Consider the following 23319-nt stretch of genomic DNA (forward strand, 5'->3'; position numbering starts at 1 on the left):
TAGCGAGATCACGTGCTTTGCATCGCCCTTCGCCGAACCCTGTTGCTGAAACGACACAAAATCGCCGCAGACCCCTTGAGAAAATTAACAAACCATTAAGAAAACCCTTTGCTGGCAGGGGTTTAGCATAAGGCGCGCACGCCCGGCCTGTTTCAGAAAGAGGCAGAAAGCTGCCCAAAATGGGGGAAAGCGCGGCCACAAATGCCGACTCCACCTCGGCGGCGAACGGCTAAAACAGCAATCTCTCCAGGAAACGAGAACGGGACGGACGGTTCGAGACCGAAAGAATCATCAGAATCAATGCCGAGATTCGCAAACGAAACGCATCCTTGATTCTGACCCAGCGAGAATCGCGGCCGCCGACCGCAGGAAAGAAGACGTCAATGGGCGAACAAACCGACAGAGATCTCGAAAAGAGTTGATGCGCGCACGAGAGAGGGGAGAGAGTCGACGGTCTGACCGACTTGCCGGAAAGCCCGGTGGCGTTGCGCCAAACAATTTGCGGATCTTGGGATGCGCCGACGGATCGGTTCCCGCACTCGGTTCGCTGCGCCATCCCAAGTTGGCGGGAGCCATCATTACTGTCTTTACGGAAGCAAGGTATCGCAAACCATCGACAATCCGTCCGGCACGAGATTGTCACCCATGCCTTAGGTACGTTCTGTTACCTATGTCTACGGGCCGGACAAGAAAGGGATGGCGGAGAAGAAGGGATTCGAACCCTCGATACCGTTTCCGGTATACTCCCTTAGCAGGGGAGCGCCTTCGACCACTCGGCCACCTCTCCGTTAGCGCCTGACTAGTGTCACTCAACGGCCAATGCAAGATTTTTTTGTCGTTTTCCGGCAATTCCCCTCATTTTCCGCGTGGGCCTGCCCGGCAAGAAGCAAGCGTGCGCGTTTAGCCACAGGCGGCACCTGCCGCTCAGCAGGAAGCGCCGGAACCCGCCGACGTCTGATTCTCGTTCGCAATGAGGCGCCTTTATCTCTTATGTCTCAAGACTTGCCTGCGAGACGCTCGATCGCCTGTTGCGTGGCGGCACCGAAGTCGCCGTCAATCGGGCCGCCGTAATAACCGCGATCCCTAAGCAGCACCTGCATTTCCTTGCGGAAGTCCGGCGTGAAATTGTTGGGCTGCGTCCGCAATTCTTCAAGCTTGGCCGGATCGCCACCCTCGATGCTCGCCGCCGCCCAGCGAACCGCCTCTTTCGCATCCGCTTTGGTGCCGAGGCCGTAATCATAAAGTCGGCTCAAGTTGCCCATGGCGTAGGCGCTGCCGGCATTCGCTGCCATCTCATACCAGGTGCGTGCCTGCACATAGTCCTGCGAGACACCGTTGCCGATGTCATAGAACCAGCCGAGCAATGCCATGGAATAGGAATCGCCCATATTGGCCGCCTTCTCATACCAGACCTTCGCTTCGCTGTAGTTCTGCTCAGTTCCCAACCCGTTTTGATAGGCCCAGCCGAGCGAGGACATCGCATTGGTGTCACCGCTCTCGGCCGCCTTCTTGTACCAGGACAGCGATTGCGCCAGGTCCTTCGGAAGGCCAAGCCCTTCCCGGTAGAACCACCCCATCGTCGCCATCGCGTTGGCATAACCCTGGTTGGCCGCCAGGTCATACCATCTGGCTGCTTCGGCAAAGTCCTGTGTGATGCCGCCATAGCCCTCACGGTAGAGCCAGCCGAGGGACGCCTGGCCGTAGGCGTTGCCGCCCATGGCTGCCTGCTCGAACATGCGCTTGCCCTGGTCGACGTCGACCGGACCATCGGTCCCATAGACTGAAAACCAAGCGAGATTCGTCAGCGCATACAAATTGCCGCCGTCGGCGGCCTTCCGGTAGTTGCGCCGCGCGTCAACATAATTGCGGCCGGCATCCTGCGCCCGACCCAGCATGTTGACGAGCATCATATCGTCCGGATTCTCGTTGACGGCCTGGGCGCAGGCGGTCAAAGCCCGCTCGGAATCGAGCTTCAGGAAGTTGACCCCGAGGAAGCCCGGCATCGATTGCGGCTCGCCTGCGAGCAGGTAGCAATCGCGCGAGGCCTGCGTGTCCTTGCCGGTCGGCGAGACGTTGAGACCCTTTTGCGGTTCCAGCGCCGCGATCTGCTGCTCGGCCTCGGCCTTGTGCCTGCTATCCGGATAGCGCTCGATAAAGCGCGTCAACGCCGCGGCATCGGTCGACTGCTTCAGCGCCTCCCAGGCAATCTCGTCGGGTGAGACACTCGACGTCTGCTCGGCCTCGGTCAGGCGTTTCAGCTTCTTTTCGGCGAGCATCCTGTACACGGGATCCGACCCGTGCTTCGCCAGGAACGCCGCGATCAGATCCTTGTCGGCGAGGTCGCGAATATTCTGCCAGTCGGCGGCTGCTTCCGATTGGCTGTTTGGCGAGAGTTGGCCGCCATTGTTGGTGATGTTGATGTTCACCTCTTTGATATTGAGGAAGATCTGCGCCCCACCGAGCGACCCATAGACGAACGGCTCCTGGCCGCGATTGGTGACCGACACCACTTCGTCCCGCACCTTGCCAAGCGCAATGCGAACGTCGACGCCCGGCTCGGTCAGGTATTTGGCGAGTGCCGTGGCAAAGGGGCTGTTCTTGCCCTCCCCGTCGAGTGCGACCGTGCCGGCCTTGGAGGCAAAGGCGACGAGCAGGTCGGCCGATTCCGGTTCGACGCGCGCAAGGCCCCGCGAGACCGCCCTGGTCGAGATCGAGCGCGTCATGCTTTGTTCAAAGGGATTGTTGCGGCACGCGTCGAGGATGACGAGCTTGAGCTTGGTCGCGCCTTCGAGCGAACGCTGAACCCGGTCGAGGCCGATCGCCTCGTCTTCGACGTCCTTGTCCGTTTTCAGTCGCACGTCGACGGGAAGCAGAAAATTCGCGCCGTTCATCTCCATGCCGTGACCGGAATAGTAGACGATCGCCACCTCGGCGCCGGTCGCCAGATCCTCGAACTCGCGCAGCGCCTTGACCATGTCCTGGCGACCGACGTCGTGCACCGTCGTGACTGAATCGAAACCGGCGTCCTCGAAGGAGGCCTTCATCAGTTCCACGTCATTGGCGGGGTTGTTGAGCGGCGACGTCGCTTCATATTTCTCGTTGCCGATCAACAGCGCGACGCGCTTGGCGGCCCATGCATCCGCCATCGGCACAAACAACGCGATACAAAGAATAGAGAGCGGCAGCCAATGCCGCGAATGCCCCGTGAACATGCCATTCCCTCCGGCACCGACCATCGTTCTTCGCCTTGCCCGGCTTGAACGACCGACGATGCCCTCGCCCATCTGCCCCTCGGAATCACCACATCGGGCGCTCCGATCATGCCTGGCGAAAGTATTACGTATGAGATGGGGGCTTTCAATGTACGCAGGCGTCATAATTTACTCCGTGATACGCGTGCGCAGAGCGCAAGGTCGAAGCAAGTCGATGCACTTAGCTGAGACATGATAGCGGCACAGCCGTCGATTCCATCGATGACGATGCTGCGAGGGTTACGAAGGGCTGTCGGTCTCGGAGCTTGCCATGTCCATGAAGATGCATGTCGCGGAAGGAAAGCCCGGCCAGCTTGCAACGACGCATCAGCACTATTTCATCGAGCGGCCCTGCCGTATCCTCGTCATTGGTCAACACCTGAAGGCGAAGACCAAATATCAATGCCTGCTGCGCCATATCTCGATTGCCGGCGCGATGCTCGACTTCAATGCTGCGATCCCGCTGCCGAAACATTTCTTTCTGGAAATCGAAGGTTTCAAGGAGGAAATCGGCTGCTCGCAGGTTCATCGAGAAGGCACCGAACTCGGCGTGCGCTTCAACATGCTGCTGTCGCCGGATTTCTTGAGACGCCTCATTCGAATCCAGTTCTCCAGCGGCAGCCTCTGACCACAACGCAAAACGCGCGACATTAGATTTTTAGTGATCGATTTCAGGGGATTGCAAGCTTCTCCTGCGAAAGTGATTCTATCATTGGTGGAGTTGGGCCACTGCGATGTGGGGCAAATGAATTGTCCTGGATTGCCGAATGCGTTCGGGAGACGATCGCATGCGCAATCCGGCTCTGGCGGAGAATAGCGCATGTTGCACCAGACAATGTATTCCTGCGTCCCTTCGCCATTCTACGAGCGACGCTACGAACGCTTCTCCGTCGCACACGCGGGTACGGTGACGTCGGTACGGCCGGGACTCGGCGGCGTCTCGGTCAGGCCATGCCGAATGATCGACATATCGCGTGGCGGAGCCAGCTTTGCGGTCGATACCACCATCGGGCTGTCTCAACATTATTATCTGCACATTATCGGCACGCCGCTCAGGATCGGCTGCGCCGAGGTCTATCGCAACGGCGAGCGCATCGGTGTCCAGTTCATAAAGCCGATCGAACAGACCTTGCTGCGCGAGATCATCCGGCAGGATTTCTTCACCGGACAAAACGGCAAGGCGGCCATATCGCGCTGATTGCAGGGCTGCGGCGGCGTACCGCGATGAACAGCGGAATTCCGGCAGCTTTTCTCGTCAGGGCGATTCCGAATTGCGGCAGCTTGCGCTAAGTTCCCCGGACTTTCTTCGAACGGGGCCCATTCTCCAGCATGTCCGCTTTCTCTCGCTTCACGCCGCTCATCCAATCTCTTCCGTCCACAATTCCGTTCGTCGGCCCGGAGGCAATCGAACGGCAACGTGGGCGAGCCATCGCCGCGCGCATCGGCGCCAACGAAAGCGGGTTCGGTCCGGCCCCGAGTGTCCTGGCGGCAATCAATGAAGCGGCCGGCGGAACGTGGAAATATGCCGACCCGGAAAACCACGACCTGAGACAGGCAATCTCTGCCCATCTCGGCACCACGCCGGCCAATATCGCGATCGGTGAAGGCATCGACGGATTGCTCGGGCAGATCGTCCGCATGGTGATCGAGCCCGGCATGCCGGTCGTCACATCGCTCGGCGCCTATCCCACCTTCAACTATCACGTCGTCGGCCATGGCGGTCGGCTGGTTACCGTACCCTATGCCGAAGACCGAGAAGACCTCGAAGCTTTGCTTGCGGCGGTGAAGCGGGAAAATGCGCCGCTCGTCTATTTCGCCAATCCCGACAATCCGATGGGAAGCTGGTGGTCGGCCGAGCGCATCGTCGACTTCGCCCGGGCTTTGCCGGAAACAACGCTCCTTATCCTGGATGAAGCCTATTGCGAGACGGCGCCGGCCGAGTCCCTGCCGACCATCGATGCCTTGATCGATCGCCCGAACGTCGTGCGCACGCGCACCTTCTCGAAAGCCTACGGACTTGCAGGGTCGCGCGTCGGCTATGTCATCAGCACGCCGGGCACGGCGCAGGCCTTCGACAAGATCCGCAATCATTTCGGCATGAACCGGATCGGTGTCGCGGCAGCGATGGCCGCGCTTGCGGACCAGAACTATCTAAAGGAGGTAATTGCGAAGATCGCAGCGGCACGCCAGCGCATTGCGGCCATTGCCGCAGACAACGGCCTAACCCCGCTCGCCTCCGCCACCAATTTCGTGGCGATCGACTGCGGCCGGGATGCCGTCCATGCCCGCGCGATCGTCGATGCACTGATGAACGACCATGGCATCTTCATCCGGATGCCGGGCGTGGCGCCCCTCAACCGCTGCATCCGTGTCAGCACCGGACCGGAAGCGGAGATGGCCCTGTTTGCGGCCGCCCTGCCCGAGGTTCTGAAAAAGCTCGCCTGATCGTGCTTTCAGATTCCTGCTGTCGGGCGGCGCTCACGCTGAGTGCCGCCGCATCGGCTCAATGAACCGTCATCCATTCGCGAGCGGCGCGAAGGGCTGCGGCGAGATCTACCTTGCTCATCGTCATCGCCAGATCGGCGCGCAGGTCGACGGCGCGGTCGCAGCCCTTGATCGCGGCGATGTTCAGCCACTTGTGGGCGGCGACGAGATCGACCGGGCGTCCGTGGCCGGTCGCATAGGCCAGACCCATTTCACAGAAGATTTCCGCCTGGTTGTCACCACCCATCGCGGCATCCGAAGCAATCTGCATATCAAAGCGTGCCATTGTCTTGTCCCTGTCTTGCCTGGTTGGTTTTTCCGAAGCGGCCCGCCCGTTTGGAGCGGGCCATGCTCCAGATCAGCACTTGTTTTGGTCCCTGTTCGACCTTGCCTCTCGGTGGGCCTTTCCGGAGCGCACCGTCTTTTTGCGGCGTCGTCTTCGGCGGTTTGTCGGAGCGTTTTTGTCCGCTCGTCTTATGGCTCCAATATGCAGCAGGGCTTTCAATGCGCGCTTAAAATGCATGCTTAATTTGCGACAAACAAAGTTCAAACGCTTGGTAAACTTGAGTTTTTGTTAAACATCGGAAGGCCGGGAATCCGGCGCATTCGCCTCAAAATTTACGAAAAATTCAACTGCCGATTTCAACCAAACGCTAACCACGAAAAGATCGACGGCGGCGGAACCGCCAGGAATTCGTAGCTTCGACCTGCTTGCAACGGCCAAGAAAAGCACCGAAAGCCGTCATTGGGCTTGTTTACCTTTACGTGCGCGTAAGCTATCGTGCGCGCGGCGGTGAGGAGCCTGCCTTTGCACACGAGGACATCTCAAGAGCTACCGGCGGAGCGGACCACGCCGGCAGCCTCGATCTGGAGGACTGGAATGATAAGAACCTTGCTCATGACCGCGACGTTCGCCCTTGGCATTGCCGGGACGGCGGCAGCGGCAGAATCGATCGTCGGCAACTGGAAGACCGCAAGCGGAGCAACTGCAGAGATCGCCCCCTGTGGCGGTGCGTTCTGCGTGACGCTGAAGACCGGCAAGCATGCCGGCAAGCGTATCGGCAACCTCTCCGGCACCGACGGCAGCTATTCGGGCGAAATTACCGATCCGGACACCGACAAGACCTATAGCGGTTCGGGCTCCGTCAACGGCAATTCGCTGAAGATGAAGGGCTGCGTCCTGAAAGTGCTCTGCAAGTCGCAGACGTGGACGCGCCTTTAGGCGCTCGTTGAGGCGGCCAGGAAAATTAGCAATTCGGAAGGGCGGCCACCGGCCGCCCTTTTGCATGTGCTGTCCTGACTTGGTCGTTCTGTTCCGCCAGGCTCGGCATTTCCCGGCGCGCGCGACAGCGGCCCAAATGCAACCGAAGATGAACGCCAGATGAACGGACATCTCAGCATCAATTCAGTTTGGGTGTGCGAAAACACACTCAATCGATTTGAACCTGCCTCCAAACAACGGACAGAACCATGGATATCCTTGCTCGGCGCCTCACCATCATCAGCCTTCTGATGGTCGTTTTCGCTGTAACTCTCGCCGCTGCCGTCAGCGCGGACACCGAACGTCGCCGCAGCAATACCTACCTCGGTTCGCTGACGGATTGCACCGCACACACGGCGCAATACTGCCAGGCCAAACTCTAACCCCGGACGAGACGGGCTGCGCCCTGCTCCGACGCCAAGTGAAACCGATCACCTCGTGAACTGATGGAGAGACGAACATGCTGGCCGCTCTTTCGACATCCGTGTTTCTCTCGCTGCGCGTTCTTGCACTGGCCGGCCTGTTGATGGCACCGGTCGGGGCGCTTGCCTACTCCAAGGCCAACGGCGCCGGCATCGGCAAGCAGGGCGCCGGCCTCGTCCTCTTCGTGACCCTGCAGCGCCAGTCCATGACCTGAGGCGGGGCACTCCCCGAAAGGAACCGCATGGAAAGGAGCCCTTGCGCCCCTTTGTCCTTTCCGGCTTGCGTTTGGCGTCTCTTTCCTGTCCTCTCGCTCCGACTGCGCCGCCCGTCTTTCAAGGCGCGCCAAGGTCGCCGTAGCACTTTGAATAGCTGCGTGTTTCCTTTGGATAAGGAAAGATGCCGTGAGATTCGCCACAACTTTTGCCTGACTTCTCACCCTGATCGACAGTCCGGCTGGGCGGGCCTATGCCGCCTATGGGGGCGTCTTGCCAGCCCGCGTTGAGCCCATCGACACCGCAATCGCGACACAGTTGTGTGCACCGATATCTTGTCGTTTGCTTGTCAGAAGTCGCAGCCTATAATGCGACATGAACAAGCGAATCTCTTCACACTCCGTCCTTTCCGTCGCAACGCCTCAACCTTTCGAGCCGCAGTACTTCGACGATCCTGCGGCTGCCGTCGATTGCCTCGAGGCGCTTTACGAGCGCAATACCCGGTTCCTCTGCGAAGCTTTCGAGGGTCTGGGGAAAACCGACAAGCCCCTGACGCGCTATCGCGCCTGCTACCCTCAGGTCAGCATCGAGACGAGCAGCTTCGGCCACGTCGATTCCCGTCTGTCCTTTGGCTATGTCAGCGCCCCGGGCGTCTACACGACCACGATCACCCGGCCAAAGCTCTTCCGGCACTATCTGAAGGAACAGCTCGGGCATCTGATCCGCAACCACGGCCTCGGCATCACCGTCTCGGAATCGGCGACCCCGATCCCCCTGCATTTTGCCTTCGGCGAGGGCGCCTATGTGGAGGCCTCGGCGGCAAACACCATCGACATTCCGCTGCGCGATCTGTTCGATGCACCCGACCTGACGACCACCGACGACGAGATCGCCAACGGTTCCTACGAGCCGGGTCCTGGAGAACCCTCGCCGCTCGCGCCCTTTACGGCCCAGCGCATCGATTATTCGCTGGCGCGGCTCAGCCATTACACCGCGACGAGCGCCACGCACTTCCAGAATTTCGTCCTCTTCACGAACTATCAGTTCTACGTCGACGAGTTCTGCGCCTGGGCCCGCCAGCAGATGGCCGAAGGCGGCAACGGCTACACGGCCTTCGTCGAGCCCGGCAACATCATCACGCCGGCCGGCTCCGACAGGCCGGAGACCGATTATCCGCTCGCCCGGCTGCCGCAGATGCCTGCCTATCACCTGAAGAAGAAAGGGCACGGCGGCATCACCATGGTCAATATCGGCGTCGGCCCGTCCAATGCCAAGACGATCACCGACCACATCGCGGTGCTGCGGCCGCATGTCTGGCTGATGCTCGGCCACTGCGCCGGCCTTCGCAACAGCCAGCGCCTTGGCGACTACGTGCTTGCGCACGCCTATATGCGCGAGGACCACGTGCTCGACGACGACCTGCCGGTCTGGATCCCCCTGCCGGCGCTCGCCGAAGTCCAGGTGGCGCTGCAGGATGCCGTTGCCGAGGTCACCGGCTACCGCGACTACGATCTCAAGCAGATCATGCGCACCGGAACCGTCGCGACCATCGACAACCGCAACTGGGAGCTTCGCGACCAGCGCGGCCCGGTCAAACGCCTGTCGCAGGCACGCGCCATTGCGCTCGACATGGAATCGGCGACGATCGCCGCCAACGGCTTCCGCTTCCGCGTGCCCTATGGAACGCTGCTTTGCGTGTCGGACAAGCCGTTGCATGGCGAACTGAAACTGCCGGGCATGGCGACCGCCTTCTACAAGACGCAGGTCAGCCAGCACCTGAAGATCGGCATCCTCGCACTGCAGAAGCTTGCGTCCATGCCGCCGGAGAAGCTGCACTCCCGCAAGCTCAGAAGCTTCTACGAAACCTCGTTCCAGTAATCATTGGAACCCTCGCAGTCCCGGCGGGAAGCTCAAGTCAAACTTCCCCGGGATTGCTCAGCGTTTTCTCCCCAACGCCATCGACAAGATCGTGCCCGCCACCGCGGACACGATGATCAAAAGATGTGCGTTGACGCCGGCGGCCGCCAGTTGCTCCAGTCCGGCGCGATCGGCCGCAGCGCCGAAGGATACCGCACCGGCCGCGATAGCCGCCGGATAGGTCCCGACGCCCGCGGGCGCATGCATCGGCAGCACCGAGGAGAGCTCGCCCCCGAGCGCACCGCCGAAACAGGCGGCCAGCGGCGCGACGCCCATGAAGGCCAGCACCCAGGCAAGAACGATAACCTTGACCGCCCAGTTGAGGATGGTCATGCCCCAGGCGCGCAGGAACGCGACGATGTTGGCAGGGACACCCGCCTCCAATTCGTCGACGATCGCATCGAGCTTTGTCGGCAACAGCCGGCGCGCCAGCGCAATCACTTGATCCTTCAGAAGAAAGAAGAGAAGCGGCGAGACCAACGCAGCCAACCACGCGATCCACAGGGCGGCTGACCCACGGTCGAGGACGAGGCCAACGGCGGCAACGACGAGAAGGGCGTGCAGGTCGAGCAGGCGCATAACCAGGAGCGCCGACGTGCCGCGTGCAAGCGGCACGGAAAACTCCGAGCGCATCAGGAGCGGAAAGCTCGTCTCGCCGGCGCGAAACGGCAGCATGATGTTCAGCAGGTTGTGAACCTGGGTGACGCGAAGCAGCTGTAGGAAGCGGCCCGCCGTCTCGTTCGGAAAGTAATCGTAGATGCGGTAGCAGCGGATGAAGTATGTCGCGACGAGCAGGACCAGGGCTGACGCCGCAGGACCGAAACCGATCTCGGACCATTGCCTCAGCAGCGCCGCCCATCCCCAGAGCCATTCGACGAAGGCCGCGTAGGCCGCAATGGCGCCTGCCGACAGCAATGTCATCCGGTTGCGGGCGAGCCAGGATCGCCCGTCGGACTGGCAATCCGAAGTCATCAGATCTCGATTTCCCGTGTTGAAACGCAAGAATGAACGTTGGTTATCACTGATAACTGTGCAAGAAAACGATTATGTAAGCGCAATCCCAATCTTGCGGCAAATGCAGGCGCCGCATGCACGAGCTGTTCCCATGTACTCCATCGAACTATCCGTCGTCATTCCCGTGTTCAACGAGGAGGACAGCATCCAGCCTTTGATTACACGGGTCCGCGAGGCGCTGGCGACGTTCCCGTCTCCTTGGGAACTGATCCTCGTTGACGACGGCAGCACCGACCGAACGCTTGCAAATGCAAGAAAGGCCCTTTCCGATCCTAACCTCGACCTCAAGATCGTAGAATTGCAGAAGAACTTCGGGCAGACGGCGGCTATGCAGGCTGGGATCGACTCTGCTGCCGGGCGGCTGATCGCCACGCTCGACGGCGACCTTCAAAACGATCCGGCCGATATCCCAGAAATGGTCAAGGCAATCGAGGAGCGCGAGCTCGATCTGCTCGTCGGTTGGCGAAAGAACCGGCAGGATGGTCTCTTGCTCCGGAAGATCCCATCCTGGTGCGCCAACCGCCTGATCGGCAAGATCACCGGCGTCAGGCTGCATGACTATGGCTGCAGCCTGAAGGTCTACCGGACCTCCGTCATCAAGCAGGTGAAGCTGATGGGGGAAATGCACCGCTTCATTCCCGCCTGGGTCGCCGGCGTGGTGCCGAGCAGCCGCATCGGCGAGATGCCTGTCACCCACCACGCACGGCAGCATGGCCAGTCGAAGTATGGGCTTTCCAGAACCTTCCGGGTGATTCTCGATCTGCTGTCGGTGCTCTTCTTCATGCGATACAAGGCGCGCCCGGGGCACTTCTTCGGCTCGATCGGGCTTGCGACAGGGGCGCTCAGCGCGCTGATCCTGATCTATCTCGGCTTCGACAAGTTCATCCTCGGCAACGATATCGGAACGCGACCGATGCTGATCGTCGGCGTCATGCTGTTCCTCTCGTCCGTTCAGCTCATCACCACAGGCATTCTCGCTGAAATGATGGCGCGAACCTATTTCCGCGACGACGGTACTACCAACTACATCGTGCGGCAGGTGTTCGTCCGGGACCCGGCCGATGCTTGACGTCGTCAACCGTCGGCCAAACTTCGTCATTGCGCTGATCGCCGGTTACTTCCTGTTCTGTATCGGCTTGCGCCTCGCCATTTCCACATCGCTTGAAATCGACGAGTCGGAACAAGCCTTCGTCTCGCAGTTCCTGATGCTCGGCTATGGTTCACAGCCCCCCTTCTACAACTGGCTGCAATTCGGGCTCACCTCGGTTTTCGGACCATCGCTTGCGACGATGACGGTGCTCAAGAACGGGCTCCTGTTTCTTTGCTGTCTCTTCTACGGCCTTGCGGCGCGCGAGGTCCTCAACGACCGGCGCCTGACCGCCATTGCCACGGTCGGCGTCCTGACCTTTCCGCCGATTTTCCTGCTCGCACAGCGCGACCTTTCGCATACGGTCGCAGCGCTGTTTGCCGTATCGCTGTTCCTCTACGGTTTCATCCGGACGATGACGCGGCCGAGCTTCTTCGCCTACGTCCTGACCGGCGCTGCAGTCGGCATCGGCGTCATCTCGAAGTACAACTTCGCGCTCGTCCCAGCCGCCGCGGTCCTTGCAATCCTGCCGGAGCCGAAGTTTCGCGCCCGGCTCTTCGACTGGCGTATCCTGGTTGCGGTCGCCGTCTGCGTGCTGATTGCGCTGCCGCACGGCTACTGGATCCTGGAGAATCTCGGCGCCGCCTCGCGAAATACCCTCAATGAAATGGGAACGGCCCAGCAAACGAGCTACCTGAGCAAGGCGCTCAAGGGGATTGTTGCGCTGGTTGCCGCCACGCTTCGCGGCGCCGCCATTCCCTTGGTCGTCTTCGCTGTGGTGTTCCGCACGGACCTGCCGGCCATCTGGCGCGCCGAGAGCCCCTGGACGCGGGTCATCGGGCGCATGCTGCTGCTCTGCCTCGGCGCCGTGCTGTTAATCATGCTGGCCGTCGGCGCCACCCACATGCGCGAGAAGTGGCTGGTTCTCTTTCTCGTCCTGCTGCCGCTTTACCTTGCTCTCAAGGTGGAGGCTTCCGACGTCGACACCGCACGCAGCGTCCGCCCCTTCCTGCTGCTCGTCGCCTTCATCATCGTCACCACATTGGTAATCGTCTCGGCGCGCGCGGTCGTTCGCCCCTGGTTCGGCAAATTGTCGAGGCTGAGCATTCCCTATAGTACGCTTGTCGAAACCGTCGCCCGGCAGCAGGGAGGCGAGCCGGCGATGGTCATCGCCGCGGACCAGCTGCTTGGCGGTAATGTGCGCACGCGCCTGCATGGCGCTAAGGTTTTCGTCCCCGGCAACAGCAGCAGCCCCCCGATCGAGCATCTGGCCGGGCCGCTTCTCGTGGTCTGGAGCGATAACGGCAAGCTCGATGCTCCGCCACCTGAAGGGCTCCTCGACTTCCTGAGGTCGCTCGGCGTACCGGAGGCGGCAATGAAGCCGCAGCAACTCGCCCTGCCCTATCTCCATGGCAAACTGCCGGATCGCTATAGCTTCGGCTACTTCTGGATCGCCGATCCGTCGCGACCGGCGCCAACGAGCAGCTTGAGTTCACCGGGATGAATGCGAAGCGCGACGTCACGGCCCATCGGCAGGAGTTCCCCGTCGATGACGCAGTTGATCTTGCGCTCCACCTTCGGAAAATGCAGGTCGAGCGCATGACCGCTCATGGCGGTGATCAGCGGGCTGTCGCGAAATTTGCCGCGGATGACATCGAAAGCGAGCTTGGCCACGCCCGGCGGGCTCAAGGGCGGCGCCGTGTAGAAGCCAAGGTGGCCGGCCGTGATGTCGTCGGCATACATCAGCGTATCGCGGCCGAACGGGTTGTTCGAGACTGAGACCGCCGAGACATGACGGCTCTCCTTGTGGCCGTCGACATCGAACTCGATCTCGAAATCAGGGGGATTGAGAATAACGCCGACCGCCGCGCGAGTGCTTGCGGCGATTTTTCCTGCCCTCGAACGAAAGCTGAAGGACTCGCGATAGCGGACCATGCGGGCATGGAGGCCCATGGAAAACTGGTGCACGAAGGCCCGACCATTCGCACTGCCGATGTCACCGTCGATGATCACGCCGTTTGCCAGCACCTCCGGCACCTTCCAGATGTCGAGCGGCAGCTTCAGCGTGCGGGCAAAGAGGTTCATCGTCCCGGCGGGAACGACCCCAAGCGGCATGCTGTTCTTCCACGCGACCGCGGCGGCCGCGGAAATCGTGCCGTCGCCACCGCCGGCGAGGATCGCATCGAGATCGTCGCGGCGGCACGTGCGCTCCAGGGTCTCGCGCATCTCGCTTCCGGAAACCGCCGCGATCTCGACCTGGTGCCCTGCCTCGTGAAAGACTTCCTCGACCTTCCGGCCATAGGCCGCCATATCCGTCGTGCGGAAGGTTCCGCCATCACGATTGAAGATCGCCTTGATTTTCATGAATGGGTCACTGGCTCCGTTGCCGCGGCAATGCTGCTTACCGCGATCAGATAATCGCGATTGCGGTCAATTCCAGAACCTTACCGAAACTTAACGGGAATCGAGCGCGTGCCGATCCGCCCCGGAGATCCGCAGAGAATCGCCGTTCAACGGGGCTCAGGTAATTTGAGCGGCCCGCCCGTCTTGATCGACCGGATCGCGAAGTTCGAGCGTATGTCGGTCACGCCCGGCAAGGCCAGCAAAGTCTCGGTCAGGAGCTTCTCGTAAGCCGCGAGATCCTCGACGACGACCTCGGCGAGGAAGTCGGCATTGCCCGAGATCAGGAAGCACGACACCACCTCGGGAATGGCAAGCAGCGCCTCCTGCTGCAGTTGAGCGTTTTCGCGGCTGTGGCGGCCGACCTTGATCTCCACGAAGACCGTGAGCCCGAGGCCGGCCTCCTTGCGATCGATATCGGCCCGATAGCCACGCAGAATGCCGGATTTTTCCAGATTGCGGATGCGCCGCAGGCAAGGCGACGGCGAAAGATTGACCTTGTCGGCGATCTCGACGTTCGTCGCACGCGCATCCTCCTGAAGGATCTTGAGGATGGCGAGATCGAACTTATCAAGATTTGGCATGATCACAAGCTTTTCAGGTTACTTTTGGCACATTGTTGCGAATGATAGTCGATTACGGCCATAAATCGCAAGGACATGCGCGGCTTTTCAGACGTAGTCTTCCTTCCGGCCCAAGAGCTTGGGATATCCAAATCAGGAAGGAAATTCAAATGGTTGCGATCACAATCGATCGCGGCAGCACGACGCCTGCCGCCGCCGGCTACGCCGGCGCCTTCGTCACCGTCCTCATCTGGGCGAGCTGGATCCTGACGACCCGCCACACGGCCGGCACCGCGCTTGGCACGATCGACCTTGGCCTTATCCGCTACGGCGTTCCGGCGCTCGTGCTTGCGCCGGTGTGGCTGAAAACCGGCCTCTTGCCGCGCAACCTGCCGATCCGGCTGCTCGCTTTGATGGTCGCGGGCTCCGGCGCTGCCTTCTTCCAGGTCGCAGCCTTCGCGATCCACTCCGTACCTGCGTCCTCGGTCGGCATTCTTCTCGGCGGTTCGATGCCGCTCGCCACCGCGCTGATCGGCACAACGATCTTCAGTGAGCGACCCGACCGGATGCGGGTGATCGGCTTCACTGCGATCGTCGCCGGCGTCGCCATCCTGCTGACGCGCAGCCTTGCCGTCTCGGTCCCAACAAGCTGGATCGGCTACGCCCTGCTTCCGGCGGCGGCGACGCTCTGGGCGATTTTCACCCACGCCTTCCGACGTTCGGGGCTCAGCCCACTGCAGGGAAGCGCCCTGATTGCCGTCTGGTCCTTCCTGATCCACCTGGCGCTCGTCGCCTGTTTCGGAAGCACGCTTGCCGGCGTTCCGGTCAGGGAGATCGCCTTGCAGATCACCAGCCAGGGCATCCTCTCCGGCCTCGTCGCCATGGTCGCCTATGGCTTTGCGGTGAAGAGCCTCGGCGGCACGCAGGCTGCCGCCTTTACCGCGCTGACGCCGGTGCTGGCGATGATCGGCGGCGCCGTCCTGCTCGGCGAACAGATCGGTCCGTTCGAAATCCTGGCTGCGATCATCACGGCTGCCGGCGTGGCGCTTTCAACCGGCATTCTTTCGGCCCGCAGTTGAGCCAGGACGTTTCCCATAAGACAAAGGCCCCGGCGCTTTTGCACTCCGGGGCCTCAACTTGTAGCGCTCGCTCGGGCTCAGCCGTGGATGATCTCCCGATGCTTCTGCAGGCGGTGCCCATAGGCCTGGCTGACACGATCGAAGATGATCGCGATGCCGACGATGGCGAGGCCGTTGAAGATGCCGAGCGTGAAATACTGGTTGGCAATCGCCTTCAGCACCGGCTGGCCAAGTCCCTGAACGCCGATCATCGAGGCAATGACCACCATGGCGAGCGCCATCATGATCGTCTGGTTGATACCGGCCATGATCGTCGGCAGGGCCAGCGGCATCTGGACGTTCTTGAGCTTCTGCCAACCGGAGGAACCAAAGGCATCGGCTGCCTCCAGCACGTCCTTGTCGACCAGGCGAATGCCGAGATTCGTCAGACGGATCATCGGCGGGATGGCGTAGATCACCACGGCAATCAGTCCCGGAACCTTGCCGATGCCGAGCAGCATGACGACGGGAATCAGATAGACGAAACTCGGCATGGTCTGCATCACGTCGAGGATCGGGTTGACGATGTTCTGGAACCGGTCCGAACGGGACATGACGATGCCGATCGGAATGCCGATCGCGATCGACAGCACGGTGCAGACGAAGATCATCGAGATCGTCTTCATCGTATCGTCCCACATGTCGAAATAGCCGATGATGAGCAGCGTGCCGATGCAGCCGGCGACGATCTTCCAGTTACGACTCGCGACCCAGGCAATCACCGCGACCAGGAGCAGGATGATCGGCCAGGGCGTCTTCGTCATGAAGCGCTCCGACTGGATGAGGAAGAACTGCAGCGGCTCGAAGAAGGACTCGATACCGTCGCCGTAGGTGCGCGTGAAGGTGCGGAAGCCCTCATCGATCGCCTTCTTTAGCACCCGCAGGCGCTCGTCATCCATATGCGGAAACTGGGTAAACCAGTCCATTCCATTTCCCCTTCACATCTCACCGGCCGCGATTGTTGTTTTGCTGTTGCCGGACGTCGAACGAGTGGCGGCGCGCGTAACCGGCGCGCCGCCTGTTGTTTCAATCCCTGCGATCAGAGCGCGGCCTTGACCTTTTCGGCAACCTCGGGCGAAACCCAGTTGGTCCAGATATCGGGGTTTTCCTGGAGGAAGTGCTTGGCGCCCTCCTCGCCGCTTGCCTGGTTGTCGGTCATCCAGGCCATCAGCTTGTTGACCGTATCGTTGGTCCAGGCACGCTTGTTGAGGTAGTCCATGGCCGGGCCGGCACGATCGGCGAAAGCCTTGGTCACCAGCGTCTGCACCTTGTCCTTTGGCCAATCGTTCTTTTTCGGGTCCGGGCAATCGGCAACGGTGTTGCAGCGCTTCCATTCTGCCGGGTCTGCCGGCACACCGTGCTCGAGCTTCACCATCTCATATTTGCCGAGAAGCGCGGTCGGCGCCCAATAGTAACCGACCCAGCCCTGCTTGCGCTCGTAGGCCTTGGCGATCGAGCCGTCGAGGCCGGCGGCCGAACCGGTGTCGACAAGGGTAAAGCCTGCGGCTTCAGCGCCATAGGCCTTGTAGAGCTGCGTCGTCACCACCGTTCCGCCCCAGCCCTGCGGGCCGTTGAACACGGCACCCTTGCTGGAATCTTCCGGATCCGGGAAAAGTTCCTTGTGTTTCAGCACGTCGTCGATCGTCTTGATATCGGGATTGGCATCGACGATGTATTTCGGGATCCACCAGCCCTGGACCCCGCCATCGGAAAGCGCGAGCGCCGCGCCGACGAGCTTGCCTTCCTCAAGTCCACGGTTGACGACGTCCGGCAGCAGATCGACCCAGCCCTCCGGCGCGACATCGGGCTCACCCTTTTCGATCATCGAGGTAATCGTCGGCACCGTGTCGCCAACAACCAGGTCGGCGTTGCAGCCGTAGCCTTCCGTCAGGATGATCTTGTCGACGTTTGCCAGCACCTCGGCGCTCTGCCAGTTCATGTTGGCGATCGTCACGTCGCCGCATTCGGCGGCAGAGGCCGTACCAGCGAGGCCAAGGAGGCCTGCAGCCAGGCAGGTCGTTGCAAGAAGCTTCTTCATTTCCGTTCCCTTGTTTTGGCGGTCCATCCCGTCGCACTGCCGATCTCACCGCAGGGATCGACAGCGTCACAAGCTCGGTCCAACTCGAAACAACAGGGACCGAAAGCCTGCAGATTCGTCGGCGTCGAGCCGATGACACCATGAAAGCTAACGGGGTTTTCCGGCAAGGACTTTTCCATTTGCGTCAACGAGTGCCTTTCCCAATGCCTGAACAACTCTGAGGCGCGAGTGAGGACTGTTTGCTGCGCTGGTAATGGCGTGACACCCGGACCCGGTTACCGCAGCGGGTGGCCAAATAGCGTCGCCGGGGCGTTCGAAAAGCAATGCGCGGCTGAGATGGCGCCCGCATCGCCGACTTCGTCGACCGCGTATGAAAGAGAAACGGCGCCGGGAGACCGGCGCCGCTCTTCTTCGTTCCATGAGGACCAACCGATATCACATATTTGGATAGACCGGACCCTCGCCACCCTGCGGCGGCACCCAGTTGATGTTCTGGTTCGGATCCTTGATGTCGCAGGTCTTGCAGTGCACGCAGTTCTGCGCGTTGATGACGAAGGTCGGCTTGCCGTCCTTCTCCACCCACTCGTAAACCCCGGCCGGACAGTAGCGCGTCGACGGACCGGCATAGATGTCGTACTCGGAGCGCTTCTGCAGCTCCATGTCCTTGACCTGCAGGTGGATCGGCTGGTCCTCCTCGTGGTTGGTGTTCGACAGGAACACCGAGGACAGCCGGTCGAAGGTCAAGACGCCATCCGGCTTCGGATAGTCGATCTTCTGATGCTGCGATGCCGGCTCGAGCGACTGCGCATCGGTCTTGCCGTGCTTCAACGTGCCGAAGAAGGAGAAGCCGAAGAGCTGGTTGGTCCACATGTCCAAGCCGCCGAGTGCGACGCCCACCGCCGTGCCGAACTTCGACCACAGCGGCTTGACGTTGCGAACCCGCTTCAGGTCCTGGCCGATGGCGCTGTCGCGCCAGCCGCGCTCGATCTCGATCGGCTCGTCATTGGCGCGACCGTTGGCGATCGCCGCCGCCAGCTTCTCGGCCGCGAGAATGCCCGACAGGACGGCGTTGTGGCTGCCCTTGATGCGCGGCACGTTGACGAAGCCAGCCGAACAGCCGATCAGTGCGCCACCCGGGAAGGAAAGCTTCGGCACCGACTGGTAGCCGCCCTCGGTGATGGCGCGCGCGCCATAGGACAGGCGTTTGCCGCCCTCGAAGGTGCCGCGGATCGCCGGATGGGTCTTGAAGCGCTGGAACTCCTCGAACGGGTAGAGATAGGGGTTCTTGTAGTTCAAGTGCACGACGAAGCCGACGGCCACCAGGTTGTCTTCGAGATGGTAGAGGAACGAACCACCGCCGGTCTTCATGCCAAGCGGCCAGCCGAAGGAGTGCTGCACCAGGCCCGGCCGATGGTTCTCCGGCTTGACCTGCCAGAGCTCCTTCAATCCGATGCCGAATTTCTGGACGTCACGCCCTTCGTCGAGCTTGAACTTGGCGATCAGCTGCTTGGCGAGCGAACCGCGCACGCCCTCGCCGATCAGCGTGTACTTGCCCAAGAGCGCCATGCCGCGGGCGAAGTTCGGGCCCGGCTCGCCATTGCGCTCGATGCCCATGTCGCCGGTGGCGACACCGATGACGGCACCTTCGTCGTTGTAGAGGACTTCGGTCGCGGCAAAGCCCGGATAAATCTCGACGCCGAGTTCCTCCGCCTTGGTGGCCAGCCAGCGACAGACGTTGCCGAGCGAAACGATGTAGTTGCCGTGATTGTTCATCAGCGGCGGCATCAGGACGTTCGGCAGGCGGATCGAGCCGGCAGGCCCCAGGAACAGGAAGTGGTCATCCGTCACTTCGGTCTTGAACGGATGGTCCGCCTCTTCACGCCAGCCCGGCAGCAGCCGGTCGATGCCAATCGGATCGACGACCGCACCCGACAGGATGTGCGCGCCGACCTCGGCGCCCTTCTCGAGCACCACCACCGAAAGCTCCGGATTGACCTGCTTCAGCCGGATCGCCGCCGCGAGACCGGCCGGCCCCGCGCCGACGATCACGACGTCGAACTCCATGCTCTCGCGTTCGGGCAGATCTTGCTCGGTCATACGGTCTCTCCAGTCTCACCGGTCTTCTGCCGGTTCAGTTCCCAGGATATATCATGCCGTCATGGCAAATGCAGTTTGGCTTGTCGAGCCGGGATGCGACAGACGATGCCCGCTTTTGCGCATGAGGTCATGAGTTTAGGGCAAATGTCTATATGACGTGCACGTAAACGTAAATACACCATTTTGTCGCGTACCGACGCTATGAGCCATTCGGCCTTGCTTTTGCCGAAGAGCCATGCCACGAGGCCGCCACACCCTTCCGGCGGTTCGCGCCGGCTCATCCCATTTGCAAACGGCACTCGAGAAGGCGCCCCCCTGGCGTCCGGACGACGTGTCTTCTGCCGCCTTCGGTGCCGGCCGCCTGACATGCGGAAATGGCCCGACAAAATTTCATGTTGCGTTGCGCGCCGCCGGCTTGCTCCGGGCGGCGCAGCGACGCCAGACGCAAGGAGACCACCATATGGCCAAGGCACTGGGCTTCGACTTCGGCACCACCAATTCCGTGCTTGCCGTTGCCGCCGGCGACGCCACCCACTCGATGCGGTTCGACAGCCTTGCCGGCACGACCGACGCCATGCGCACCGCACTTTCCTTCATGAAGGACACCAATCTTGGTGCCCAGGCACTGAAGGTCGAGGCCGGCCAGGCCGCGATCCGCGCCTTCATCGACAATCCGGGCGACTGTCGTTTCCTGCAGTCGATCAAGACCTTTGCCGCAAGCCCCCTCTTCCAGGGCACGCAGGTCTTTGCCAAGCGCCACAGCTTCGAGGACCTGATGCGGGTGTTCCTGACCAAGCTGCGCGACTATGCCGGCGACGGCTGGATGGATCAGTATAGCCGCATCGTCGTCGGCCGCCCGGTGCACTTCGCCGGCTCCAGCCCCGATCCGGCGCTCGCCCTGGAACGCTACGGCGCAGCCCTTTCTGCCTTCGGCTTCCCGGAGGTGCACTACGTCTACGAACCGGTGGCGGCCGCTTTTTACTTCGCCCAGAACCTGAAGCAGGACGCCACGGTCCTCGTCGCCGATTTCGGCGGCGGTACGACCGACTATTCGCTGATCCGATTCGAGACCAAGGCCGGGCGCCTGACGGCGACGCCGATCGGCCATTCGGGCGTGGGTGTCGCCGGAGACCATTTCGACTTCCGCATCATCGACAACGTCGTCTCGCCGCTCATCGGAAAGGGGAGTCTCTTCAAGAGCTTCGACAAGCTGCTTGAAGTGCCGTCGAATTATTACGCGAATTTCGGTCGCTGGAATCAGCTTTCGATCTTCAAGACATTGAAAGATTTCACCGATCTGAAGCAGCTCGTGCGCCAGAGTCTGGAGCCGGAAAAGCTCGAAGCCTTTGTCGACCTGATCGAGCATGACGAAGGTTACCCGCTCTATCAGGCGATCTCGGCGACGAAGATGCGGCTGTCGCAAGAAGACGAGACCGAATTCTATTTCGCCCCGCTCGGCGAAATGTCGCGCCGAACGGTTCGCCGCAGCGATTTCGAAGGCTGGATCGCGCCGGAACTCGCCCGCATCGAAGGCGCACTCGACGACGTGCTGCAGTCGACCGCGACGGCGCCCGGGTCGATCGACAAGGTGTTCTTGACCGGCGGCACGTCTTTCGTTCCTGCCGTGCGCAGCATCTTCGAGCGTCGCTTCGAGGCCGACCGCATCGAAAGCGGCGGCGAACTGCTGTCGATCGCCCACGGCCTGGCGCTGATCGGGGAGCATGAGGACATCGGCCACTGGACGGCGAATGCGGCTTGAACCGGACGTCATCGATGACCTTGGATAGGAATGCCGAGGGCCGGAAAAGCGGTTCCGGTCCGCCAGCTTATGGTTTAGGTTGGCGGCCATGATTTCCGCCCACGACCTCTCTCCGGCTGAGCTTGCCGCCCTCCTCGCCTTCCATGCGGATGCGGGTGTCGAATGGCTGCTGGAAGAGGAGCCGGTCGACCGCTTCGCCGAGTTCGAGGCCATGAAGGCGGCGCGCAGCAATGCGCGCACCGCGACGGCCAGCAACCGTGCGGAGGCGCCCGCCACGCAACCAGCAGCGCGCCAGACAGCCGCGGCTGCCCCGCCACAATCCCGGGAAAACCGCGCACCGGCTCCGGCCGTCAGCGCCCCTGCCGTTGCCATTCCCGATGCGCAGGCGATCGAAGAGGCGCGCTTTGCCGCCGAATCGGCGCGATCGCTCGCCGAGCTCAGGGTTGCGATGGAAGGTTTTGCCGGCTGCAACCTCAGAAACAGTGCCCGCAATCTCGTCTTTGCCGAGGGCGACTCGGCAAGCGGCATCATGGTCGTTGGTCCGATGCCCTATGCCGACGACGATCGCGACGGCCAGCCCTTTGCCTTTGCCGGACGCCTCGGCGAGATGCTGACCCGCATGCTCGCCGGCATCGGTCTTGCCCGCGAAAACGTGCTGCTGAGCAATGTCGTGCCCTGGCGCCCGCCTGGCAACCGCGTACCGACGGCCCGCGAGGCCGATATCTGCCGTCCCTTCATCGAACGCCAGATCGCCCTTGCAGAACCCAAACACCTGCTTCTATTGGGTAATTTCACCGCCCGCTTCTTCTTCGGCGGCAGCGATACGATCCATCAGCTTCGCGGCGAATGGCGCGAGCTTCCGATCGGCGGCATCACGGTGCCGACCCTTGCGACCCTGCACCCGCAGGATCTGGTGACCGCGCCGGTCAACAAGCGCTTCGCCTGGCAGGACCTGCTTGCCTTCAAGGCCCGGATTCACGGCTGATCCGCACCAAAACGCCTTACGCGCATACGGCGCCAACGCGTCGGCCTGCTTTATGAACAAAGAATGAAGAAAGCCATGCGGTTTGCGCATATCAGCGGCGCATTATGACGCATTGCAAAACGCGATGTTGCAGCGCAATATGCTGGCACGGGAGGAATGGATAAGGAATTGAACCATGACTGCCCGCTTTCGTCCGATCCACAGCAGCTTTGAGACGCTCCGTCACACCGGTGCTGCCCAACGGACGCCGTTCAACCGTTTCGGCACGGCAGCCAATGAGCAGATGACCGCGATCGGCCTTGCTCGGACCACCCGTCCGGCGCAGATTTTCGCCGATTTCATCCAGCGCTGATCCCCACGCGATACGCTTGACCGCGTATCGCGTGCACAAGTCGGCATAATTAGCCGGCGACGATGAAAGGAACGAAACCATGACGAAGCCCATCGCGAGCCTCAGGGTCCTGTTCGATTCGATCTCCGACATTGGCACTGCCGTGCGCGCCTCGCGCGAATACACCCTTCTCAGCACCAAGAAGGATGCGCGCCGCGCCCATCGCGTGGCTGTGAGCCCGTTGCTGCCGAACTAGTGTCCTGATCGATAAATTTGTGCGATCATTTTCCCTGTTTGAGAAGGGGATGATCGATGGGCAAAGCGGCGGTTGCGATTGTCTTGACGGGTGAGGAGCGCGGTGAACTGGAGACATTGGTTC

The 23319-nt window shown here is 61.4% G+C and carries 22 protein-coding genes and 1 tRNA gene; 14 read left to right on the forward strand and 9 right to left on the reverse strand.

All coding sequences use genetic code 11. The features are described from left to right. Nucleotides 1-697 precede the first annotated feature (697 nt). Together AC0C6X_RS11315 and AC0C6X_RS11320 are read right to left on the reverse strand one after the other, a co-directional pair. Nucleotides 698-787: transfer RNA gene (locus AC0C6X_RS11315), tRNA-Ser, on the reverse strand. A gap of 208 nt (nucleotides 788-995) precedes the next feature. Further along, on the reverse strand, nucleotides 996-3212 hold the full coding sequence (locus tag AC0C6X_RS11320; protein WP_173515989.1) for a caspase family protein: 2217 nt from the start codon (nucleotides 3210-3212) through the stop codon (nucleotides 996-998). 310 nt (nucleotides 3213-3522) lie between these two features. Here AC0C6X_RS11320 and AC0C6X_RS11325 point away from each other — a divergent pair, with 310 nt between their 5' ends. The 3 genes from AC0C6X_RS11325 to AC0C6X_RS11335 all read left to right on the forward strand — a co-directional run bounded on the left by AC0C6X_RS11325 (nucleotide 3523) and on the right by AC0C6X_RS11335 (nucleotide 5696). Next, nucleotides 3523-3879 carry a hypothetical protein gene (locus tag AC0C6X_RS11325; protein ID WP_247957896.1) on the forward strand — a complete coding sequence of 119 codons (357 nt, stop codon included), beginning with the start codon at nucleotides 3523-3525 and terminating at the stop codon, nucleotides 3877-3879. 192 nt (nucleotides 3880-4071) lie between these two features. Continuing rightward, a complete protein-coding gene (locus AC0C6X_RS11330; RefSeq protein WP_247957897.1) occupies nucleotides 4072-4449 on the forward strand; it encodes a PilZ domain-containing protein in 378 nt (125 codons plus the stop codon). 131 nt (nucleotides 4450-4580) lie between these two features. Next, nucleotides 4581-5696: a pyridoxal phosphate-dependent aminotransferase gene (locus AC0C6X_RS11335; RefSeq protein ID WP_472953129.1), complete on the forward strand. Its 1116-nt coding sequence runs from the start codon at nucleotides 4581-4583 to the stop codon at nucleotides 5694-5696. Nucleotides 5697-5754: 58 nt separating this feature from the next. Here the strand turns inward: AC0C6X_RS11335 and AC0C6X_RS11340 are convergent, their stop codons facing one another. Then, complete coding sequence (locus AC0C6X_RS11340) at nucleotides 5755-6021, reverse strand: sel1 repeat family protein (protein WP_173515985.1); 267 nt, start codon at nucleotides 6019-6021, stop codon at nucleotides 5755-5757. Nucleotides 6022-6615: 594 nt separating this feature from the next. Between AC0C6X_RS11340 and AC0C6X_RS11345 the strand changes: the two genes are divergently transcribed. The 4 genes from AC0C6X_RS11345 to AC0C6X_RS11360 all read left to right on the forward strand — a co-directional run bounded on the left by AC0C6X_RS11345 (nucleotide 6616) and on the right by AC0C6X_RS11360 (nucleotide 9509). Beyond that, nucleotides 6616-6957 (forward strand): DUF2147 domain-containing protein, encoded by a 342-nt coding sequence (locus AC0C6X_RS11345; RefSeq protein ID WP_173515984.1) that lies wholly within the window; start codon nucleotides 6616-6618, stop codon nucleotides 6955-6957. 248 nt (nucleotides 6958-7205) lie between these two features. Continuing rightward, nucleotides 7206-7379, forward strand: a complete 174-nt coding sequence (locus tag AC0C6X_RS11350; RefSeq protein ID WP_034804185.1) for a hypothetical protein — start codon at nucleotides 7206-7208, stop codon at nucleotides 7377-7379. A gap of 77 nt (nucleotides 7380-7456) precedes the next feature. Further along, nucleotides 7457-7633 carry a hypothetical protein gene (locus AC0C6X_RS11355; RefSeq protein ID WP_173514876.1) on the forward strand — a complete coding sequence of 59 codons (177 nt, stop codon included), beginning with the start codon at nucleotides 7457-7459 and terminating at the stop codon, nucleotides 7631-7633. Between the two features lie 373 nt (nucleotides 7634-8006). After that, nucleotides 8007-9509, forward strand: coding sequence for an AMP nucleosidase (locus tag AC0C6X_RS11360; protein ID WP_173515983.1), 1503 nt, complete (start codon nucleotides 8007-8009; stop codon nucleotides 9507-9509). Between the two features lie 57 nt (nucleotides 9510-9566). On the opposite strand, the gene AC0C6X_RS11365 is transcribed toward AC0C6X_RS11360, so the two are convergent. Further along, complete coding sequence (locus AC0C6X_RS11365) at nucleotides 9567-10520, reverse strand: lysylphosphatidylglycerol synthase domain-containing protein (RefSeq protein WP_472953133.1); 954 nt, start codon at nucleotides 10518-10520, stop codon at nucleotides 9567-9569. Nucleotides 10521-10623: 103 nt separating this feature from the next. Between AC0C6X_RS11365 and AC0C6X_RS11370 the strand changes: the two genes are divergently transcribed. Together AC0C6X_RS11370 and AC0C6X_RS11375 are read left to right on the forward strand one after the other, a co-directional pair. After that, on the forward strand, nucleotides 10624-11631 hold the full coding sequence (locus AC0C6X_RS11370; RefSeq protein ID WP_173518104.1) for a glycosyltransferase family 2 protein: 1008 nt from the start codon (nucleotides 10624-10626) through the stop codon (nucleotides 11629-11631). Beyond that, a complete protein-coding gene (locus tag AC0C6X_RS11375; protein ID WP_472953135.1) occupies nucleotides 11624-13153 on the forward strand; it encodes an ArnT family glycosyltransferase in 1530 nt (509 codons plus the stop codon). The genes AC0C6X_RS11370 and AC0C6X_RS11375 overlap by 8 nt, the downstream gene beginning before the upstream one ends. Here the strand turns inward: AC0C6X_RS11375 and AC0C6X_RS11380 are convergent. Continuing rightward, complete coding sequence (locus tag AC0C6X_RS11380) at nucleotides 13090-14013, reverse strand: diacylglycerol/lipid kinase family protein (protein WP_472953136.1); 924 nt, start codon at nucleotides 14011-14013, stop codon at nucleotides 13090-13092. The genes AC0C6X_RS11375 and AC0C6X_RS11380 overlap by 64 nt on opposite strands. 146 nt (nucleotides 14014-14159) lie before the next feature. After that, nucleotides 14160-14633 carry an Lrp/AsnC family transcriptional regulator gene (locus AC0C6X_RS11385; RefSeq protein WP_173515979.1) on the reverse strand — a complete coding sequence of 158 codons (474 nt, stop codon included), beginning with the start codon at nucleotides 14631-14633 and terminating at the stop codon, nucleotides 14160-14162. A gap of 149 nt (nucleotides 14634-14782) precedes the next feature. On the opposite strand from AC0C6X_RS11385, the gene AC0C6X_RS11390 reads away from it, so the two are divergent. Continuing rightward, nucleotides 14783-15691: a DMT family transporter gene (locus AC0C6X_RS11390; protein WP_472953139.1), complete on the forward strand. Its 909-nt coding sequence runs from the start codon at nucleotides 14783-14785 to the stop codon at nucleotides 15689-15691. A 77-nt stretch (nucleotides 15692-15768) separates the two neighbouring features. Here AC0C6X_RS11390 and AC0C6X_RS11395 read toward each other — a convergent pair whose 3' ends face one another. From AC0C6X_RS11395 to AC0C6X_RS11405, 3 genes are all read right to left on the reverse strand, one after another. Then, nucleotides 15769-16656 (reverse strand): ABC transporter permease, encoded by an 888-nt coding sequence (locus AC0C6X_RS11395; protein ID WP_173515977.1) that lies wholly within the window; start codon nucleotides 16654-16656, stop codon nucleotides 15769-15771. Nucleotides 16657-16769: 113 nt separating this feature from the next. Beyond that, entirely contained in the window at nucleotides 16770-17768 is a 999-nt protein-coding gene (locus AC0C6X_RS11400; RefSeq protein WP_173515976.1) for an ABC transporter substrate-binding protein, read from the reverse strand. Nucleotides 17769-18203: 435 nt separating this feature from the next. After that, entirely contained in the window at nucleotides 18204-19865 is a 1662-nt protein-coding gene (locus AC0C6X_RS11405; RefSeq protein ID WP_472953142.1) for an electron transfer flavoprotein-ubiquinone oxidoreductase, read from the reverse strand. A gap of 460 nt (nucleotides 19866-20325) precedes the next feature. On the opposite strand from AC0C6X_RS11405, the gene AC0C6X_RS11410 reads away from it, so the two are divergent. The 4 genes from AC0C6X_RS11410 to AC0C6X_RS11425 all read left to right on the forward strand — a co-directional run bounded on the left by AC0C6X_RS11410 (nucleotide 20326) and on the right by AC0C6X_RS11425 (nucleotide 23196). Then, the gene (locus AC0C6X_RS11410; protein WP_173515974.1) at nucleotides 20326-21624 is read left to right on the forward strand and encodes an Hsp70 family protein; all 1299 of its coding nucleotides are present in this window, start codon (nucleotides 20326-20328) and stop codon (nucleotides 21622-21624) included. An 88-nt stretch (nucleotides 21625-21712) separates the two neighbouring features. Beyond that, entirely contained in the window at nucleotides 21713-22609 is an 897-nt protein-coding gene (locus AC0C6X_RS11415) for a uracil-DNA glycosylase (RefSeq protein WP_472953146.1), read from the forward strand. Nucleotides 22610-22784: 175 nt separating this feature from the next. Beyond that, complete coding sequence (locus tag AC0C6X_RS11420; protein ID WP_156134297.1) at nucleotides 22785-22961, forward strand: hypothetical protein; 177 nt, start codon at nucleotides 22785-22787, stop codon at nucleotides 22959-22961. A gap of 79 nt (nucleotides 22962-23040) precedes the next feature. Beyond that, nucleotides 23041-23196, forward strand: a complete 156-nt coding sequence (locus tag AC0C6X_RS11425) for a hypothetical protein (protein WP_247957905.1) — start codon at nucleotides 23041-23043, stop codon at nucleotides 23194-23196. Nucleotides 23197-23319: the final 123 nt, after the last annotated feature.

It is taken from the genome of Ensifer sp. VA4, from assembly GCF_055710065.1.

Coding starts and splice junctions, on each gene's coding strand:
- AC0C6X_RS11320 (WP_173515989.1), bottom strand. CDS start 3,212: ATGTTCACGGGGCATTCGCGGCATTGGCTGCCGCTCTCTATTCTTTGT.
- AC0C6X_RS11325 (WP_247957896.1), top strand. CDS start 3,523: ATGTCCATGAAGATGCATGTCGCGGAAGGAAAGCCCGGCCAGCTTGCA.
- AC0C6X_RS11330 (WP_247957897.1), top strand. CDS start 4,072: ATGTTGCACCAGACAATGTATTCCTGCGTCCCTTCGCCATTCTACGAG.
- AC0C6X_RS11335 (WP_472953129.1), top strand. CDS start 4,581: ATGTCCGCTTTCTCTCGCTTCACGCCGCTCATCCAATCTCTTCCGTCC.
- AC0C6X_RS11340 (WP_173515985.1), bottom strand. CDS start 6,021: ATGGCACGCTTTGATATGCAGATTGCTTCGGATGCCGCGATGGGTGGT.
- AC0C6X_RS11345 (WP_173515984.1), top strand. CDS start 6,616: ATGATAAGAACCTTGCTCATGACCGCGACGTTCGCCCTTGGCATTGCC.
- AC0C6X_RS11350 (WP_034804185.1), top strand. CDS start 7,206: ATGGATATCCTTGCTCGGCGCCTCACCATCATCAGCCTTCTGATGGTC.
- AC0C6X_RS11355 (WP_173514876.1), top strand. CDS start 7,457: ATGCTGGCCGCTCTTTCGACATCCGTGTTTCTCTCGCTGCGCGTTCTT.
- AC0C6X_RS11360 (WP_173515983.1), top strand. CDS start 8,007: ATGAACAAGCGAATCTCTTCACACTCCGTCCTTTCCGTCGCAACGCCT.
- AC0C6X_RS11365 (WP_472953133.1), bottom strand. CDS start 10,520: ATGACTTCGGATTGCCAGTCCGACGGGCGATCCTGGCTCGCCCGCAAC.
- AC0C6X_RS11370 (WP_173518104.1), top strand. CDS start 10,624: ATGCAGGCGCCGCATGCACGAGCTGTTCCCATGTACTCCATCGAACTA.
- AC0C6X_RS11375 (WP_472953135.1), top strand. CDS start 11,624: ATGCTTGACGTCGTCAACCGTCGGCCAAACTTCGTCATTGCGCTGATC.
- AC0C6X_RS11380 (WP_472953136.1), bottom strand. CDS start 14,013: ATGAAAATCAAGGCGATCTTCAATCGTGATGGCGGAACCTTCCGCACG.
- AC0C6X_RS11385 (WP_173515979.1), bottom strand. CDS start 14,633: ATGCCAAATCTTGATAAGTTCGATCTCGCCATCCTCAAGATCCTTCAG.
- AC0C6X_RS11390 (WP_472953139.1), top strand. CDS start 14,783: ATGGTTGCGATCACAATCGATCGCGGCAGCACGACGCCTGCCGCCGCC.
- AC0C6X_RS11395 (WP_173515977.1), bottom strand. CDS start 16,656: ATGGACTGGTTTACCCAGTTTCCGCATATGGATGACGAGCGCCTGCGG.
- AC0C6X_RS11400 (WP_173515976.1), bottom strand. CDS start 17,768: ATGAAGAAGCTTCTTGCAACGACCTGCCTGGCTGCAGGCCTCCTTGGC.
- AC0C6X_RS11405 (WP_472953142.1), bottom strand. CDS start 19,865: ATGACCGAGCAAGATCTGCCCGAACGCGAGAGCATGGAGTTCGACGTC.
- AC0C6X_RS11410 (WP_173515974.1), top strand. CDS start 20,326: ATGGCCAAGGCACTGGGCTTCGACTTCGGCACCACCAATTCCGTGCTT.
- AC0C6X_RS11415 (WP_472953146.1), top strand. CDS start 21,713: ATGATTTCCGCCCACGACCTCTCTCCGGCTGAGCTTGCCGCCCTCCTC.
- AC0C6X_RS11420 (WP_156134297.1), top strand. CDS start 22,785: ATGACTGCCCGCTTTCGTCCGATCCACAGCAGCTTTGAGACGCTCCGT.
- AC0C6X_RS11425 (WP_247957905.1), top strand. CDS start 23,041: ATGACGAAGCCCATCGCGAGCCTCAGGGTCCTGTTCGATTCGATCTCC.